Source organism: Paenibacillus solani (assembly GCF_001277345.1).
Lineage (GTDB): Bacteria > Bacillota > Bacilli > Paenibacillales > Paenibacillaceae > Paenibacillus_AQ > Paenibacillus_AQ solani.
In genome coordinates, this window is sequence record NZ_LIUT01000001.1 from 1,370,071 (window position 1) to 1,387,626 (window position 17,556).

At 48.8% G+C, this 17,556-nt stretch carries 18 protein-coding genes; 17 read left to right on the forward strand and 1 reads right to left on the reverse strand.

What is annotated here, in order from left to right; genetic code table 11:
• Nucleotides 1–59: 59 nt before the first annotated feature.
• Nucleotides 60–917 carry a sporulation protein YpjB gene (locus AM231_RS06260; protein WP_054401719.1) on the forward strand — a complete coding sequence of 286 codons (858 nt, stop codon included), beginning with the start codon at nucleotides 60–62 and terminating at the stop codon, nucleotides 915–917.
• A 50-nt stretch (nucleotides 918–967) separates the two neighbouring features.
• Here the strand turns inward: AM231_RS06260 and AM231_RS06265 are convergent, their stop codons facing one another.
• Entirely contained in the window at nucleotides 968–1,837 is an 870-nt protein-coding gene (locus AM231_RS06265; RefSeq protein WP_054401720.1) for a YitT family protein, read from the reverse strand.
• Nucleotides 1,838–2,060: 223 nt separating this feature from the next.
• On the opposite strand from AM231_RS06265, the gene AM231_RS06270 reads away from it, so the two are divergent.
• From AM231_RS06270 to AM231_RS06345, 16 genes are all read left to right on the forward strand, one after another.
• The gene (locus AM231_RS06270; RefSeq protein WP_053488745.1) at nucleotides 2,061–2,390 is read left to right on the forward strand and encodes a nucleotide pyrophosphohydrolase; all 330 of its coding nucleotides are present in this window, start codon (nucleotides 2,061–2,063) and stop codon (nucleotides 2,388–2,390) included.
• 49 nt (nucleotides 2,391–2,439) lie between these two features.
• Complete coding sequence (locus AM231_RS06275; protein WP_054401721.1) at nucleotides 2,440–2,985, forward strand: tetratricopeptide repeat protein; 546 nt, start codon at nucleotides 2,440–2,442, stop codon at nucleotides 2,983–2,985.
• 12 nt (nucleotides 2,986–2,997) lie between these two features.
• Nucleotides 2,998–3,801 (forward strand): 4-hydroxy-tetrahydrodipicolinate reductase, encoded by an 804-nt coding sequence (dapB, locus tag AM231_RS06280; RefSeq protein WP_054401722.1) that lies wholly within the window; start codon nucleotides 2,998–3,000, stop codon nucleotides 3,799–3,801.
• 18 nt (nucleotides 3,802–3,819) lie between these two features.
• Nucleotides 3,820–4,239, forward strand: a complete 420-nt coding sequence (gene mgsA / locus AM231_RS06285) for a methylglyoxal synthase (protein WP_053488742.1) — start codon at nucleotides 3,820–3,822, stop codon at nucleotides 4,237–4,239.
• Nucleotides 4,239–4,946, forward strand: coding sequence for a bacillithiol biosynthesis deacetylase BshB1 (bshB1, locus tag AM231_RS06290; RefSeq protein ID WP_054401723.1), 708 nt, complete (start codon nucleotides 4,239–4,241; stop codon nucleotides 4,944–4,946). Before mgsA ends, bshB1 begins: the two co-directional genes overlap by 1 nt.
• A 30-nt stretch (nucleotides 4,947–4,976) precedes the next feature.
• Entirely contained in the window at nucleotides 4,977–6,140 is a 1,164-nt protein-coding gene (bshA, locus tag AM231_RS06295) for an N-acetyl-alpha-D-glucosaminyl L-malate synthase BshA (protein WP_054401724.1), read from the forward strand.
• Nucleotides 6,141–6,183: 43 nt separating this feature from the next.
• Nucleotides 6,184–7,479, forward strand: a complete 1,296-nt coding sequence (locus AM231_RS06300; protein WP_054401725.1) for a CCA tRNA nucleotidyltransferase — start codon at nucleotides 6,184–6,186, stop codon at nucleotides 7,477–7,479.
• A complete protein-coding gene (locus AM231_RS06305; RefSeq protein ID WP_054401726.1) occupies nucleotides 7,466–8,455 on the forward strand; it encodes a biotin--[acetyl-CoA-carboxylase] ligase in 990 nt (329 codons plus the stop codon). Before AM231_RS06300 ends, AM231_RS06305 begins: the two co-directional genes overlap by 14 nt.
• A 292-nt stretch (nucleotides 8,456–8,747) precedes the next feature.
• Nucleotides 8,748–9,632: a 3-methyl-2-oxobutanoate hydroxymethyltransferase gene (panB, locus tag AM231_RS06310; protein ID WP_054401727.1), complete on the forward strand. Its 885-nt coding sequence runs from the start codon at nucleotides 8,748–8,750 to the stop codon at nucleotides 9,630–9,632.
• Nucleotides 9,629–10,519: a pantoate--beta-alanine ligase gene (gene panC / locus AM231_RS06315; protein WP_054401728.1), complete on the forward strand. Its 891-nt coding sequence runs from the start codon at nucleotides 9,629–9,631 to the stop codon at nucleotides 10,517–10,519. Before panB ends, panC begins: the two co-directional genes overlap by 4 nt.
• Nucleotides 10,512–10,895, forward strand: coding sequence for an aspartate 1-decarboxylase (gene panD, locus AM231_RS06320; protein ID WP_054401729.1), 384 nt, complete (start codon nucleotides 10,512–10,514; stop codon nucleotides 10,893–10,895). Before panC ends, panD begins: the two co-directional genes overlap by 8 nt.
• A 197-nt stretch (nucleotides 10,896–11,092) precedes the next feature.
• Entirely contained in the window at nucleotides 11,093–11,698 is a 606-nt protein-coding gene (locus AM231_RS06325; RefSeq protein ID WP_242615073.1) for a tetratricopeptide repeat protein, read from the forward strand.
• 171 nt (nucleotides 11,699–11,869) lie between these two features.
• Nucleotides 11,870–14,737: an ATP-dependent DNA helicase DinG gene (gene dinG, locus AM231_RS06330; RefSeq protein WP_054403545.1), complete on the forward strand. Its 2,868-nt coding sequence runs from the start codon at nucleotides 11,870–11,872 to the stop codon at nucleotides 14,735–14,737.
• A 64-nt stretch (nucleotides 14,738–14,801) separates the two neighbouring features.
• Entirely contained in the window at nucleotides 14,802–15,467 is a 666-nt protein-coding gene (locus AM231_RS06335) for a redox-sensing transcriptional repressor Rex (protein ID WP_053488733.1), read from the forward strand.
• A complete protein-coding gene (locus tag AM231_RS06340) occupies nucleotides 15,442–16,743 on the forward strand; it encodes an amidohydrolase (RefSeq protein WP_054401730.1) in 1,302 nt (433 codons plus the stop codon). The genes AM231_RS06335 and AM231_RS06340 overlap by 26 nt, the downstream gene beginning before the upstream one ends.
• 30 nt (nucleotides 16,744–16,773) lie before the next feature.
• Nucleotides 16,774–17,289 (forward strand): cell wall elongation regulator TseB-like domain-containing protein, encoded by a 516-nt coding sequence (locus AM231_RS06345; protein WP_054401731.1) that lies wholly within the window; start codon nucleotides 16,774–16,776, stop codon nucleotides 17,287–17,289.
• The last annotated feature ends 267 nt before the right edge of the window (nucleotides 17,290–17,556 follow it).

Genomic DNA, 17,556 nt, shown 5'->3' on the forward strand with positions numbered 1-17,556 from the left:
CGTTCGTGTGGTTCTATGTTCTTCCCTTCTGCATACAAATACGGTAGGAGGGATGTCCCATGTTTCGAACCGTTCCGAAGTTTCTGCTGGCTCTGTCTGCCCTGCTGATGCTAGCTGCCAATGCTATGGGTGAACCGATAAGGGCTAACCCGATCCAAGCACAGCCGCAGGCTTCACCAGCATCTCCGATTCAAGCCAAGGCACTGAATAAAGAAGCAGAGCAAGTATATCGTCACGTCGAGGAAGGTAATGTCCAAGCCGTGCTTGAGGATATGCGCCGCGTATCGGCATTGTTTGAAGCTTCCTCCTTTCAAGGACTGACCGGAGTGGAAGGTATTCATGCATTGTCAGAGAGTATATTGGAAATGAAGGAAGCCACTGCACGAGCCGTGCAGGACCCGCAGCATTGGATGAGGTCAGCAGGTAAACTCCGTTTGGCAACAGACAGTCTGATTCATACCAAAAATGCGTTATGGCTGCAATATCATAAGGTGATCCGCGAAGATCTCAGGGTGATGGGTCAATATGCTGTACAGAAGGAAACAGCAGGAATGAGGCGTGCATATGACAGTCTGATTGAACATTACGAGCTTATACGTCCGTCCATTATCATTCAGCGAAAGCCTGAAGAGGTGAATATGATGGACTCATGGATCTCTTATGCTGGAGGTTTGGTCTCTTCCGGGGATTCCGAACAGGTCCAGAAGGTAGTTGTACAGGGTGAGGAAATGATGAACACGTTATTTGGCAAAAAGAAGGATGAGCCCGCCCTTGCTCCTTTAGCAGAAGTTAAGAACCCCATGATGTGGCAGCTGGTAATTGGCGCTTTCATTCTGGCTGCGTTATCCTTCGCAGGCTACCGCAAGTATCGTGGTCAGCTGTACAGCGCAAAGCCCATGTTTCCACCCAAAAGGTAATCGGCAGACGACATATTGGCATTACGATTAGACGCCCGGTGCATGCCGGGCTATTTCTCTTTGAAGCCTTCGCCATGCACATCATTGACATCATTAATGATAATAAATGCCCGAGGGTCTAAGGATTTGGCGATTTCCGTGAGACGGCGGATCTCCTGCCTGGATACGACGCAGTAGACCATATGCTTCGCTTCCTTGGAGTACACACCGACGGCAGGGATTAATGTAACCCCTCGCTCCATCTCCGTCGAAATGTGCTCGGCTATATCAGGGGCCTTGTCACTGATAATGGTGAAAGCTTTAGCCGCGTAAGCTCCTTCCTGTATGAAATCGATGACCTTGGATGCGATGAATACAGCGACAAGGGTGTACAATATCCGCTCTAGCGGAATATAGAACAGGGAAAGCCCGATAATCAAGATATCGAGGGAAAGAATAATTTGCCCCATGCTAAAGCCGAACTTTCGATTGATGATTCTGGCAATGATATCAGATCCGCCGGTTGTTCCCCCGAAGCGAAATACGATGCCAAGCCCTGCACCTAATGTAACCCCGGCATAAAGTGATGCCAAAATATAATCATGCTCCGTCCGAAAGGGGACTACAAAGCCCCGGTTGATCAATAGCTCGAACAGCCACAGGAAGAGGGTTAACGACGCGATACCAATCCCCGTGTAGATCGACTGACGTTTACCGAGGATCTTCAGCCCGATCAGAAAAAGCGGTATATTCAGAACCATGGTTGAGATGGACGGTGATAGGTTAAAGGCATAATTCAGCAGGACGGTAATGCCGGTGACCCCGCCCTCCATCAGTTCATTCGGAATAATGAAATAGAGCAGACCAAACGCGTAAATGGCAGAACCGGTGATAATCGCAATGATTGCTTGAAGCTGATCGAACATCTTAGCTGTTTTCATAATAACCCTCGTTTCCCCGATCGTCGAGATTCCCTGGATGCCCCGGGTTGCTGTTATGCTTGCTTAGTATGCGCCGATAACGTTTTAGCCATAAAAATTTATTTGTTTTCAAATCCGCTTTGCGATAACATAGGTTTAAAACCAAACGCACAACATGAGAGATCACTGTTTCACTTGCCGGTGAACGTTGTGACAGATGGCGATATGAAGGGAGTCTAGAATCATGGGAAAATCAATGGCTGACATGCAGCAGGAAGTCGATCGTTACATATCCCAGTTCAAGGAAGGTTATTTCAGTCCTTTATCCATGATGGCCCGAATGTCGGAAGAGGTTGGCGAACTTGCCAGAGAGGTAAATCATCAGTTCGGCGAAAAGCCGAAAAAAGCGGATGAAGCCGATAATTCCATCGAGATGGAACTTGGCGATATTTTGTTCATTACGATGTGTTTTGCGAATTCTCTTGGCATAGATCTGACAGAGGCGCATGATAAAGTCATGCATAAATTTTCAACACGTGATAAGGACCGGTGGACGAAAATAAACACCGATTAGGCAGTTGCTACATATGCTGTACCAAACCCGCTGTGGGGAGGGACAGCCAGTGAAACCGGAAAGCTATATACAAAAAGCATATCGATGCATCCTTCAAAATGATTTCGAAGAGGCGCTGCGTTGGTTTGAACAAGCGATCACCGCAAATCCCGGCGATGCCGAGGTGCATTATCGATGCTCCATCACCTACGGTCGAAGCAATAAACTGGAGATGGCGATTACACATGCGGAAGAAGCCGTCAGGCTGCAGCCCGATAAACCGGAGTATGCCCTTCATTTGCAGCATATCAAGGCAGCCGAGCTCGTACAACGCGCCAGAAAAATGGTGGAGAATCGCAAGGATATCCCCAAACCTGTGCTGTATCAAGCCGTTTCGCATCTGAAATCAGCTGTGGCAATGGACCCTCTGTACGCTCAGGCCTATGTATGGCTTGCTTTGGTCTATAGCGAGCTCGACGAGCATGCGCGTGCCATTTCCGTTCTCAAAGAAGTTATCTTATTGTATCCGCAGGAGAGCGGACTTCAGCACATGATGGAAGAACTTAAGCAGCGCTTGAAATCATATATGCAGGATTCAACATCGGATGGAAAGTGAGGAAATGTTAAAATGGCAAATAAGATAACTGTTGCGGTCGTCGGTGCCGGCGGCCGTATGGGTAAAGAAGTCGTGAAGCTCGTACTGGGCGATGAAGAACTGGAATTGGTTGCAGCAGTCGGCCTATCAGATGCAGGTACCGATGCGGGGACGCTGGTCGGTCTTCCGGCTTGTGGCATCTCCGTAGTATCCGATTTGGAAATGGCGCTTGTTGAGTCGAAGCCGGATGTTATGGTTGATTTTACAACGCCACAATCCGCTTACAGCAACACCGCCTTGGCTATTAAACACGGCGTACGTCCAATTATGGGGACAACAGGCTTTACGCCTGAGCAAATCGAAGAGCTGGACAAGCAGTGCATGGAGCAAAACATTGGGGGTCTGATAGCGCCTAACTTCTCGATCGGAGCGATTCTGATGATGAAGTTCGCTGCTCAGGCGGCTAAATATTTGCCGCATGTTGAAATTATTGAAACACATGGTGACCAGAAGCTAGATGCACCATCCGGAACCTCGATCAAAACGGCGGAGATGATTGCTGCAAACCGGGAAGAGATTCGCCAAGGCAATCCGAAAGAGGAAGAGGTTATTGAGGGTGCTAGAGGCGGATATTACAACGGTTTCCGTATCCATAGTGTCCGCCTGCCGGGCGTGTTTGCACAGCAGGAAGTTATATTCGGAGGTTATGGCCAAAGCTTGAAGATCCGTCATGATTCCTATGAGCGTGCAGCATATATGCCTGGGGTAAAAATGGCGATCGAGAAGGTCACGGGTTATACCGGCTTGGTCTATGGATTTGATCATTTTATCGACTAACTTAGGGGAGAAATTACTATGAATATTGCATTTATCGCACATGATCGTAAAAAAGAAGAAATGGTCAATTTCGTTATCGCTTATGAACATGTCTTTGAAGACCATAAACTGTATTCAACAGGAACGACGGGTACGCGCATTATGGAGCAAACCAATCTGAGCATTCATCGTTTCGCTTCCGGTCCGCTTGGCGGCGACCAGCAGATCGGAGCTCTTGTTGCGGACAATGAGATGGATCTCATTGTATTTCTGCGCGATCCGTTGATGGCTCAGCCTCATGAGCCGGATATCAATGCACTGCTTCGATTATGCGACGTACAGGGAATTCCGCTTGCTACCAATGTGGCAACCGCTGAAATTCTCGTCAAGGCACTGGACCGCGGCGATTTTGCATGGCGTGAGCTCGTTCATAAATACAAACCGGGTGTGGATGCCTAATGTACAGCAAACTCGATATATTAATCTTCGGAGCCCACGCAGATGACGCGGAGATCGGCATGGCGGGAACGATTGCGAAGCATACGGCAGCGGGGCTGTCAGTCGGGATTTGCGATCTGACGGAGGCCGAAATGTCATCGAACGGCTCCGTCGATATTCGCAAGCAGGAGGCAGAGCATGCTGCCGGTGTATTGGATCTAAAGGTCCGGAGTAATCTCGGCTTACCGGATCGCGGGTTATTCGTGACGCCGGAACATATTGAGCGGATTACAGCCGAAATTCGCAGATTTGCTCCCTCTATTGTGTTTGCACCTTACTGGGAAGATCGGCATCCGGACCATGTCGCCTGCAGCCGTTTAGTCGAAGAAGCGGTATTTAATGCCAAGCTTCGCCGTTATATGCCTGAGCACGCTCCGGTTAAGGTGGACGAGCTCTATTTTTATTTCATTAATGATATCGGAAGAACGGATCTGATCGTTGACGTGACGGATGTATATAGCGTTAAAGAGCAGGCCTTGTCTTGTTACCGTTCCCAGTTCCAGAAGACTGAAGAAGATACAGTCTCTACCCCGTTAACCGAGGGGTACATCGAGCGTGTGCGGGCCAGGGATTCATTGCTTGGAGCGCGCAGGCTTATTCCTCGTGCAGAAGGATTTGCCACGAAGAGTCCGTATGTCGTTCATCTATTCGGCTCCAATCAGACATAATATACTCAAACGTACATAGAGGAGGCTGACATGAATCAAGAACCCTTAAAAATCGGAATTACTTGTTACCCGTCATTGGGCGGGTCCGGCGTGGTGGCGACAGAGCTGGGAAAACTTCTGGCTGAACAAGGACACCAGGTTCATTTTATTGCACACAGCATCCCATTTCGTTTGGGGTCTTTTCATAAAAATATTTTCTATCACGAAGTCGAAGTGAACGACTACTATGTGTTTCGATATCCGCCATATGATTTATCGCTAGCATCTAAGATGGCTCAAGTGGCCAAGATGCAGCAGCTTGACGTGCTTCATGTGCATTATGCTGTTCCGCATGCGGTATGTGCTTTGCTGGCGAAACAGATGGTTGGAAACCAGCTCAAAGTAGTGACTACGCTCCATGGAACGGATATTACAGTGCTGGCGCAGGATGAATCGCTTAAGGACTTAATCCGACTCGGCATTAATGAGAGCGATGCTGTAACGGCAGTATCCCAGGACTTGATTCGGGAGACGCGGGAGCTGTTGGATATCAGCCGTGATATCGACTTGACATACAACTTCGTGGACCCACGGGTATATTATTACCGCGATTCGAAATCGCTGCGACAAGATTACGCGAGTCCAAACGAAAAAATTATGATGCATATTTCCAATTTTCGGCCAGTTAAACGAGTCAATGACGTTGTGGATATCTTCGCTCGGGTTCAAGAGCATATTCCATCTAAATTGCTGTTAGTCGGGGAAGGACCCGATTTACCTAAGATCCAGTGCCGGATCAATGAGCTGGGCCTTGAGGACAAGGTGCGTTTTCTTGGCAAGCAAGATGAAATTGCCCATGTTATATCGATGGCAGATGTGCTCCTGCTTCCATCAGAGAAGGAAAGCTTTGGCCTTGTTGCACTAGAAGCGATGGCCTGCGGAGTACCTACGGTCGGTTCTACGGCTGGTGGCATTCCGGAATTAGTTACTCATGGAGAAACCGGATTCCTGGCTCCTATCGGAGATACGGAAACAATGGCACAGCATGTGCTGGAGATATTGAAGGATGAAGCGCTGAGTGAGCGGCTGCGGAAGGCATGCCTGGAGCGTTCCATGACGATGTTCTGCAACAAATTGATACGTGGAAAGTACGAAGAAATATATTACCGAGTATTGGGACGGGATGCTACCAAGCTAAGGCCAGCCTGCGGCTAGCTTCACCCTCTCCGAGTTTTTCGGATAAAGGAACGGGAAACGAATGGCAGATATGTTTAATTCTATACAATGGCGCAATGCGGACGGCCCAATGGCGGAGCAGAGCGCAGAAGTGATCCGTACGCTGCTTCGGCATGGACATGAAGCGTATTGGGTCGGGGGCTGTGTGCGGGATGAATACATGGGCCGCAGAGTCAGTGACATGGATATTACCACCTCTGCCTTGCCGGAAGTCACCTGTTCCATTTTCCCTAAAGTGATCCCCACAGGTATCAAGCATGGGACCGTGACGGTCCTTATGGGAGAACAGGCTTTTGAAGTGACGACGTATCGTGTGGAGAGCGGCTATGAGGATCATCGGCATCCGACAGAGGTCTCTTTTGTCAGAGAAGTAAAGGAAGATCTGAGACGCCGCGATTTTACGATGAACGCGATGGCCAGAGGGATTGATGGCACTTGGGTTGATCCATTTGACGGACGAGCGGACATTGATAAGCAGTTGATTCGGTGTGTAGGCGATGCACGTCTCCGATTTCGTGAAGACGCACTTCGTATGGTGCGTTGTATTCGGTTTGCCTCCGTGTTCGGTTTCTCCATTGCGCCGCATACATGGAGAGGGATCCTCTCGGAAAGAGATACCATAGGCTGGATAGCACTCGAACGCATCCGCAGTGAATTTGAAAAAATCATGGCGGGTCCATCCCCATTAAGAGGATTAGAGATGTTTGTTCGCAGCGGGCTTCATGCTCGGATGAAGGTGCCTTTTCCGTATACAGGGCATGACAAGGATACGATAGCAGCCATCGATCGGATCGGACCGGAACAATCCTGGATTCGTTGGTCACTGCTGCTTCTTTCCTGCGGAATTTCAGCACAGGAAGCTGAAAGGCTGCTGCGATTATGGACATTCTCCAATCGACAGCGGGAAGCTATCGTAAAGCTTCTGAAGCTGCATGAATCTTATATGCAATTGCCTGGAGACCGAGAGGCTCATATCAGAATTGACTGGATCAGGCTAGTCCTTGCCCAGGGAGCCGAGGCAGCCCACAGCTGGCTGAGTATGCAGAAGGCTCTGCAAGAGACAGGAACGGCTTCGATTTCATGGGACAGAATTAAGCAGCTTGAGCGCTGGCAGCAAGATCTTCTGATCCGAAGCTTGAAGGATTTGGCCATCACAGGCAGCGAACTGCTTGAAGCGCTGGGCAAGCCTGGCGGGCCATGGCTTGGGGAGCTTCTCGGGCAGCTGCTGGAGAAGGCGGCGGCAGGAGATTTAAACAACGACAAGGAATCGTTGATTGATGAAGCAAAGCGGGTGGTAATTCATAATGAAGGAATCTGATCAAGACACTACACTTCTCCATATATTTCAGGAAAATCCGGGTCAGTTTCTATCGGGTGAGGAGATCAGTCGGAGATTGTCCATCAGCCGGGCAGCCGTCTGGAAGCAGATTAATAAATTACGTAATTTGGGGTATGAATTTGAAGCCATCCCGCGTATGGGGTACCGCATGACGGATGTACCCGACACACTGAGCATGGATACGCTGACAGCGGGAATGACCAGTGAATACTTCGGCAAACCGTTAATATTGCTTGATAAGACCACCTCCACACAAGAAGATGCCCGCCAGCTGGCCGAGGAGGGGGCATCCGAGGGGACGCTTGTCATATCCGAAGAGCAAACGGGTGGCCGCGGCAGAATGGGCAAGAAATTCTACTCCCCACGAGGTAAAGGTATATGGATGAGTTTGGTGCTGAGGCCAAAACAGCCGCTGCATCTCACGCAGCAGCTTACCTTGTTGACAGGTGTGGCTGTCTGCCGAGCGATTGCTAAATGCACTGGCGTGCAAATGGATATCAAATGGCCTAACGATATTTTGTTTCAAGGCAAAAAGGTTTGCGGTATTCTATTGGAATCGGCCACTGAGGATGAGCGGGTGCGGTACTGCATTGCCGGTATCGGAATTAGTGCCAATCTGAAGGAATCAGATTTTCCGGAGGATCTTCGAAGTGTGGCGACTTCCGTTCGTATGGCTGGCGGAACAGCTGTCAACCGGACAGAGTTGATCCAGTCCATCATGGCAGAGATGGAAGGTCTGTATCAATTGTATAACGAGCAGGGTTTTACACCGATTGCCTCCCTCTGGGAAGCTTTGTCGGGATCCGTCGGACGCGAGGTTCATGTACAAACGGCCAGGGAACGTTTTAGCGGGATGGCTACAGGGCTAAACAGGGACGGCGCGTTGTTGGTACGCAATCAGGCTGGTGAGCTGATTCCTGTCTATTCCGGCGATATTTTTTTTGATACCCGGTAAATGAATCTTGGTGATTTCGAGATAATTATTTGTTATACTAAAACCAGAGGCGGTATCGCTGTGAGCGAACTGCACTCTGCAGAATGCGGCTATCTTGAATAGCGGTAAGTATTTAGAACACCTTCATAACTGTTATGCCGGTTACGTTGGATTCTGCTCTGAGCCGAAAGGACCGAGACAGAAGGGACGATCGCGAGTGACTCTTTTTTGCCTTTCGGACTTTTTAGCGTGTATTTGCTAAAAGGTTTTTTTATTGTGTCTAACTCATCTACACAAAGGAGGCTGTGTCACTATGGCAGGCAAACAAACACTGAACATTGTGAAATTGAAGAACATGAAGAAGAAGGGCGTACCGATCACCATGCTGACCGCGTACGATTATCCCTCGGCCAAGCTGGCAGAGGAAGCGGATATTGATATGATATTGGTGGGCGATTCTCTCGGGAATGTTGTGCTTGGTTATGACTCTACGATTCCGGTAACGCTGGATGACATGGTGTATCATACCCGTGCCGTCGCACGCGGTGCGGAGGATACGTTCATCGTAGCGGATATGCCGTTTATGACTTATCACGGGAACATTGATGAAAGCCTTCGCGGCGTGCGGAGATTGATGCAGGAAGGTCATGCGCATGCTGTGAAGATGGAAGGCGGCGCGGAAATCGCCGATACCGTGAAACGAATTGTACAATCCGGCGTGCCGGTGCTTGGTCATATTGGACTGACGCCTCAATCGGTCAATCAGATCGGGGGCTACCGTATACAAGGCAAGGATGCCCAAGATGCGCAGCGGCTCATGAATGATGCGAAGGCATTGGAGGCTGCTGGGGCATTTGCCATCGTCCTGGAGCTGGTTACGGAAGAAGCTGCGGCGGATATATCCAAAGAGCTGAGCATACCGACGATTGGCATCGGGGCCGGCCGTTATTGTGACGGTCAGGTGCTGGTGTACCATGACTTATTGAAATACGCATCGCCTTACCGTGACAAACGCTTTGTGAAAACATATGCAGACGTCGGTTCCATCATTCGAGACGGGATTGCCCAGTATGTGAAGGAAGTGAAGGAGCGTTCGTTCCCAGCTGAGGAGCATGTATTCAAAGCCGAATATAAAGCAGAGATCAGTGAAACGACTTTATACGGCGGCAAAAAGGAAAAGGTGGGCACGACTTCATGAAAGTAATTCGCTCCATTGCGGAATTAAGATCAGAACTCAAGGATCGCCGGGATACCGACAAGGGTCCCGTAGGTCTTGTGCCTACGATGGGATATTTGCATGAAGGACACGCCAGTCTCATGCGCAAAGCACGTGAGATTTCAGGCACGGTCGTTATCAGTATCTTCGTAAATCCAATTCAATTCGGACCAGGTGAGGACTATGAGACATATCCTCGAGATGAAGCACGTGATCTGGCGTTGGCCGATTCTGAAGGCGTGGATATAGTGTTTATTCCCACCGTTCAAGAAATGTATCCGCAGCCGATCAAAACCAAAATTTCCGTATCGGAAATTACATCTTTATTGTGCGGGGCATCCCGTCCGGGGCACTTTGACGGCGTCACAACAGTCGTTAATAAGCTGTTCAATATTGTAAAACCTGATTATGCCTTCTTCGGCATGAAGGATGCCCAGCAAGTGGCCGTTATTGAGCAGATGGTACAGGATTTGAACCTGGACGTAACCATTGTGCCTTGTCCAATTATCCGAGAGTCCGACGGACTGGCTCTCAGCTCGCGTAATGTGTATTTGAAGCCAGAAGAGCGGGCTGAGGCTCTTGTGCTGTCTGGTTCCTTACGGACGGCTCAGGAGGCAATCCGGCAGGGACAAGCGGAAACAGCAGGAGAGATTCGGACCCATCTTCGAAATTATATATCCCGGTCCCCACTTGCTGATATTGATTATGCGGAAGTGCTCACTTTCCCGGAACTTGCTCCCGTGGAAGATTCTTATCGTATTGTAGATGAAGACCGAACCGTGATTATGGCGCTGGCCGTACGTTTTGGCCGTACCCGTCTGATAGACAATGCGTTATTTCAACCGAAGGTAGGGGAATCCCATGTTTAGAACGATGATGAAATCCAAAATACACCGTGCTACTGTGACGGAAGCGAATCTGAACTATGTGGGCAGCATTACCATTGATGAAGATTTGATGGAAGCAGCCGATCTTCTGGAAAATGAAAAAGTCCAGATTGTAAACAATAACAATGGTGCCCGTCTGGAAACCTATGTGATCAAAGGCGAGCGCGGCAGTGGTGTGATTTGCTTGAATGGGGCGGCTGCAAGGCTCGTTCAGCCAGGCGACAATGTCATTATCATTTCTTATGCCATGATGTCCAAAGAGGAATACGACAATCATACTCCAACTGTTGTAATCGTTGACGAATTAAATAAACCGGTTACGACAGAATATCGTGAGGTACACGCCGCAATTCTCTAAGCGGTGGTCCTAAAAGTCATCTTCTCGGTGCTGAAAACTTGGTCTTTTTGAACATGATGTCAAGGAACCAAAATGTGTCGGGGCATCTTAGGGATGAAAAGACCGTCTTCTACAGAAAATGAGTTCAGGTCGACGCACTGATCTCATTTTTAAGCTAGGGGTGGGATGCAGCTATGTTTCAACATGTATTCGCTGAAATGAACAACATGTTAGATGAAATTGTGAAGCATTACCCTGCTGCTAAAGGTCCCCAAAAACAGGCGCTGGTACAAAACTGGAATATGCTCAAAAGCATGAGTGAGGGCATACTCGAGGAATGGCTTCATTTTGAAGAAAAAATGGCTATTTTTCGTGAGAGTGCTGTGTCGCCGCCGGTTTTTCCACCGACCGAAGCGCCTGAACTGCAGCTAGATGCGTTTGTTCGCGGTCAAGGTTATTACAAATTGCTGATGTTTCAGCCGGCGATACAGCAGTTTGAGGCCGCTGCTTTGATTTTCCCGGACAGTCTTTTGATCAAGTTGTACATTGCGATGTCCTACATGTATTTGGGTCAAACCTCACAAGCCTCCGATGTGCTTGTATCCATTTTGCCTTTGGCAGACGACAGGAAGCTTAGGGCGATTATCTACAACGCGCTCGGATGCATCGAGGTGCTGAATGGACAACAACGAAAGGCTGAGGAGCATTTTGTACTGGCTATGCAAAGCGACCCGACGCTTCCCGATCCCATGATCAATATGGAGGTCTGCAAGCAGAACTGTGGTGAGCTCCAGTACGGAAGCCAATTGATTTCACTGCTGTAGTCTTTCAAGCCAAACATGAAGCGATGCCAGATCTCATCCTTGAGACTAGGGTATCGCTTTTTTGGCATGGGAACAGGAGATGACCTATCCGCGAATTTGTACCCGGAATGTTCAAAAGCCGCAACTTCTGGTATGCTGGTAATTAGTCTGGAGGAAAGGGATTTTATCGAAATGAAATTTGCCGTATTGGATTTTGAAACCACGGGCAACCAGTCTGCAGATGAGATTATTCAGGTGGGACTGGCCATCATCGAAGAGGATCGAAGCATATCCCGCGTATACGGCTCCTATGTCAATCCCGGGATTCCGATCCCTCCTTTTATTACCGGTTTGACCGGCATTTCCGATCAAGATGTGGCGGATGCTCCGTCTCTTGAGGAGATGATGATGGAACTTGTGCCAATGCTCGACGATGTTGTATTAGTTGGGCATAATGTAGCTTTTGACTTCAACTTTCTGCAAAATGCACTCGATCGCTGCGGTTATTTACCGTTTAGCGGCCGCATTCTAGATACGATGCACTTTTTGAAAATATGCTTTCCATCTTTGCCATCTTATCAGCTTGGGATGGTGTCTTCCCATTTTGGCCTGGAGCATGACCGTCCGCACCAAGCGGACAGCGATGCACTTGCTACGGCTTACGCCCTGCTGAAATGTCTGGAGGAGATCGATGAGCTTCCACTGCTCACCATTCAGCGGTTAAGTGATCTGTTTGCTGATGAGGACAGCGATTTGGCCTGGTTCTTTGACGGGATCCGTTCCGATCGGGAGCTGCAGGGCATTCAAGATGATAAAGGCCATACTTACTACCGTCAGTTTGCGCTGGCTGTTGACGATTGGAATGATATTGCACCTGTGCGTGATGAATCTGAGCCCAATCCCTTGGCGGATGTAAGCTTCGAGCAATACATGGATGATGTGCGCGAGGGTCTGAAGGCGACTCTGCCTCATTATGAGAGCAGGGATGCGCAGGATCTCATGTTCCGTGAAGTCATGCAGGCGCTGGATGACAACAAACATTTATTGATCGAAGCAGGCACAGGGACCGGGAAATCACTTGGATATTTGCTGCCATCGATTTATCAAAGCGTGAAGCAGGAACAGAAGGTGATGGTGAGCACACATACGATCAACCTTCAAGAACAGCTGCGTGACCGGGATATTCCGCTACTCACTCAGGTTGTTCCTTTTCCTTTTAAAGCAGCAATATTTAAGGGAAGAGGACATTATTTGTGTTTGAGAAAATTTGAACATAAAATAAATAGAAGAGATTTTAATTCTCCGAAGGAAGATGTGATCATTGCCGCGCAGATGCTGGTCTGGTTAACCCAGACGGAGATTGGTGATGATGAGGAGCTGAATCTGGGCGGCCGCGGGGGCGATTTCTGGGAGACCATTTCCAGCGATTCCGATTCGTGTCTGGGACGTGCCTGTCCGTGGTTCCGCAAATGCTACTATCACAGAGCCAAGCACGAAGCAGGCATCGCGGATGTTGTCATCACAAACCATTCGAAGCTGTTCACCGATGTTAAAGCGAATCATCAACTGCTTCCGAGCTACGAACGTCTTGTTATTGACGAAGCGCATCATCTTGAAGATGTCGCCGGCAAGCATCTTGGCTTGCAAATGAAATATTTCACGGTTGTCCATACCTTGACTCGAATGTACAAGGACAGCCGCAGTGGTCAGCTCCCGGCTCTTCGCCAGCTGCTGCAAGCATCGGCGCACGAGAAGGCCGTTGAATGGTCCGCCGTGATCGATCGGATCTATCCTGATTTGATCACCGTAAAAGAGAATTGGGATCGCCTCAGCGATCAATTGTTTGGACTTCTGCCGGAGCGGGGAGATGCATCGCCTGGAGATGCCGGACAGTTCTCGCTTCGTCTATCGCCAGCCAAGAAACCGAAGAGCTGGGATGAGCTGGCCGAGCTGGAACACCAGATTCACATCACGCTAGGCGATGTTGTTCGCAAAGGGGACAAGCTGATAGCCGAGATGAAGGAAGATCTGGATGATTACAGTGCGGACAGCCTGCTTACCGATCTGTCGGGTCTATTTAAGGACCTGGCTGCACACCGCGAAGAGCTCCGGTCCTTTATGGCATTGAATGATGAAGGCACGGTATACTGGATGGAGGCTAATGGCAATTTCCGCGGTAAATCGCTGCAGCTTTATGCGGTACCTATCGATGTAAGCACCCACCTAAAGGAATTGTTTTTCGACAAAAAACAAAGCGTGGTACTGACGTCGGCGACCTTGTCGGTGGACAAGTCGTTCCAGTTCATGATTGAGAACCTGGGCCTTCAAGAAGCGGCCGATACAGGCAATCTGAATACTGTTCAGCTGCCCTCCCCGTTTAATTACAGGGAGCAGGCGCTTCTTGTTGTGCCTCGCGACTTTCCGAGCGTGAAGGGCTCGGTTGGCGATGCCCTCTTCGTGAATACGCTTGTACAATCGCTTGCCGACACGGCGAATGCCACGCATGGGCGTATGCTCGTTCTGTTCACCTCGTACCGGATGTTGAGGCAGGTGCATGAACCTTTGAAGGAAGCGTTGGCCTCCAGTGACATCACCGTACTGGGGCAGGGGATGGATGGTACCAGCCGGACCAAGTTGATCAGGAGGTTCCAGGAGAGCAGTGCATCCGTTCTGCTGGGGACAAGCTCCTTCTGGGAAGGGGTAGACATTCCGGGCGAAGCTCTGACTTGCCTGGCGATCGTCCGGCTGCCGTTTCAGCCGCCAAATCATCCCTTGGTTGAAGCGAAAAGCGAGCTGCTGCAGCAGGAGAAGAAGAATCCTTTCATGAAACTTTCGGTTCCGCAGGCCGTCATACGATTCAAGCAAGGCTTTGGCCGTCTGGTACGGACAGCACATGACAAGGGAATCGTGATTGTATATGACACCAGGGTGATAGAATCTTACTACGGGAAATATTTCTTGTATTCCTTGCCTGGTCCGAAGATGGAGCATATGCCGACCGAGGCAATTGTGCCGCGAGTAACGGAATGGCTGCAGGAAAGTGTAAATGAAGAAGAGTAAGTAAAGCAATGGATATATGATTAAAAAGGAAATGGTTATTAACCTATTATTAGGGGGAGCATGCATGAAATCGGAAAAAATTTCGGAGGCCGTGGTCCGCAGATTACCTGTATACTTGCGCTATTTGAATGAACTTCAGAAAAGAGAGGTCTCCACAGTTTCCTCCCAGGAACTGGGGCAGAAGCTGGACCTCAATCCCGCGCAAATACGTAAGGACCTGGCGTATTTCGGTGATTTTGGACGGAAAGGGATCGGTTATGATGTCTCATATCTGATTGAGAAGATTCGTCAGATTCTCAAGCTGGACCAGCAGATTAATGTTGCATTGATTGGGGCCGGTAATCTTGGTCATGCGTTGTCGAACTACAATGCATTTCTGAAGGATAATATGAAGATTGTGGCTATTTTCGATTCGTATTCTCCCAAAGTTGGTATGAATATTAACAATTTAATCGTTCAGCCGATGGAGGAATTGGAGAAAACCATTCGTGAGCACAGTATTCGTATCGGCATTATTACCGTACCTGATTTTGAAGCGCAAAATGTAGCAAATCAGTTGATTGCTGCTGGAATTGAGGCGATTCTTAACTTTGCGCCAACCATTCTGAAGGCTCCTTCCCATATCCGTATTCATACGGCTGATTTTACGACAGATTTGCAAAGTTTGGCTTATTATTTGGATAACGGTAAGGAGGATGCAGCCCATGACAACAACGAAGTGGATGGTTAAGAACGGAACATTTGCTGTATTGGAGGAAGGAAGACCCGTTCTTCGAGGTTATATGGTCGTTGAGAACGACAGGATCACGTACCTGGGCGAAGAGAAGCCGGTTGTGGAAGAAGGAACCGAAATCATCGACGGTACACATCTGTTCTTCCTGCCCGGATTGGTGAACACACACGGACACGCAGCCATGTCACTTCTTCGGGGTTATGGGGACGATCTGGCTTTGCAAGTATGGCTGCAGGAGAAAATGTGGCCTATGGAAGCCAAATTCACGGCTGACGATGTGTATTGGGGCACCTCCCTTTCTGTTCTGGAAATGATTAAGGGTGGAACCACCACATTCGTCGATATGTACGATCATATGGATCAGGTTGCCAGAGTAGTAGAGGATTCGGGAATGCGCGGCGTTCTGACACGTGGCGTTATCGGACTATGCCCTCCAGAAGTGCAACAGCAGAAATTGGATGAGGCTGTAGCGTTTGCAAAAGACTGGCACGGACAGGCTGACGGCAGAATCACAACGATGATTTCGCCGCATGCCCCGTATACATGCCCGCCAGATTTCATTGAGAAATTCGTTCTGGCATCGCATGATTTGAATCTGCCGATGCACACGCATATGTCCGAAACCAAAGCTGAAGTGGCTCAGAATGTGAATGACTACGGCCTTCGCCCCGTCGCCCATTTAGAGAAGCTGGGGATGTTCTCCCGGCCAACGCTGCTTGCCCATGCCGTTCATCTGACCGACGAGGAAATTGAGATTCTGGCCAAGCATGGCGTAGCAGTATCACATAATCCGGGCAGCAACTTGAAGCTAGCCAGTGGCATCGCCCGAGTGCCTGAGTTATTAAAAGCCGGCGTAACAGTGTCACTGGGTACGGATGGACCCGCTAGTAATAATAATCTGGATATGTTTGAAGAGATGCGCCTGGCTGCCCTGATCCATAAGGGAGTTAGCGGGGATCCGACTGCCATCCCGGCTTCGGAAGCTCTTCGGATGGGAACTGCGTATGGAGCTCAATCGGTATTCCTGAACGATATCGGCAGTCTTTCGGTAGGAATGAAAGCAGATATCGTTGCTCTTGACACCGATCAAGCTCACTTCCTGCCACGAACGGATTATATTTCACATGCCATTTATTCCGCCAGCGCGAAGGATGTGGAGCATGTTTGGATTGACGGGAAACAGGTAGTAAAGCATGGTGCCAGCCTTACCCTTGACGAGGAACGGATCCGCCGGGAAACACAGATGGCATTTGAGCGTCTTACAACCCTCTAGGGAATATTCAAGGGGAGCGAGGAAGACGGATTGAAGAAAAAGACGAAGTGGATATTATGGAGCATAACCGGATTACTGCTGCTGCTGCTTGGCATACAGCTCTATTATTCTTATGTTATGAAAGATACATGGAATGAAGAAACCATGGCCATCCAAGCTGCCAAACAGTATGGGGAGCTGGTTTCGTCCGAAAAAACCTATAAATCGGTATGGGGCGAAGACAATAATTACTGGGTAGTCACGGGGAAGGACGCAGATAATCAAGATCGCATGGTATGGGTGAAATTCACCGACGATAACGTACCTGTCGAAGCTGATAATGCCGTTCACTCTCTACTTCTGAAGACAGGATTGTCAGAGGCCCAGATGCTGGCTCAAATTCATCAGGAAATGCCGGATGCGGTCATTAAGCGATTGCTGCCCGGAATGTATGAAGGAGAGTATGCGTGGCAGCTGCAGTATGAAAATCATGATCAGCGGGGCTATCGATTCTATCGTTTTCAGGATGGGAATGCCATCGGAGATGATATTATTCTACCCAATTAATGCGTAAACAATGGAAAAGAGGCGTCCCTGAAAGGTTAAAGGGGATGCCTCTTTTGATTCAATAATCATGTAAGCGCATACAGAAAATATTGGAAAAAATGTTCTAAATATTTTCACAGTGATGCATGAAAAAGTATATAAGATATGATATACTCGTACATGTATCAGAAGAGTATATAAATAGACAAGTGTTTTGATATATCATTGTTATAGGAAATTAGTTTGCCATTTTATTATTTTATCGATAGATAAAAAATTAAATATATT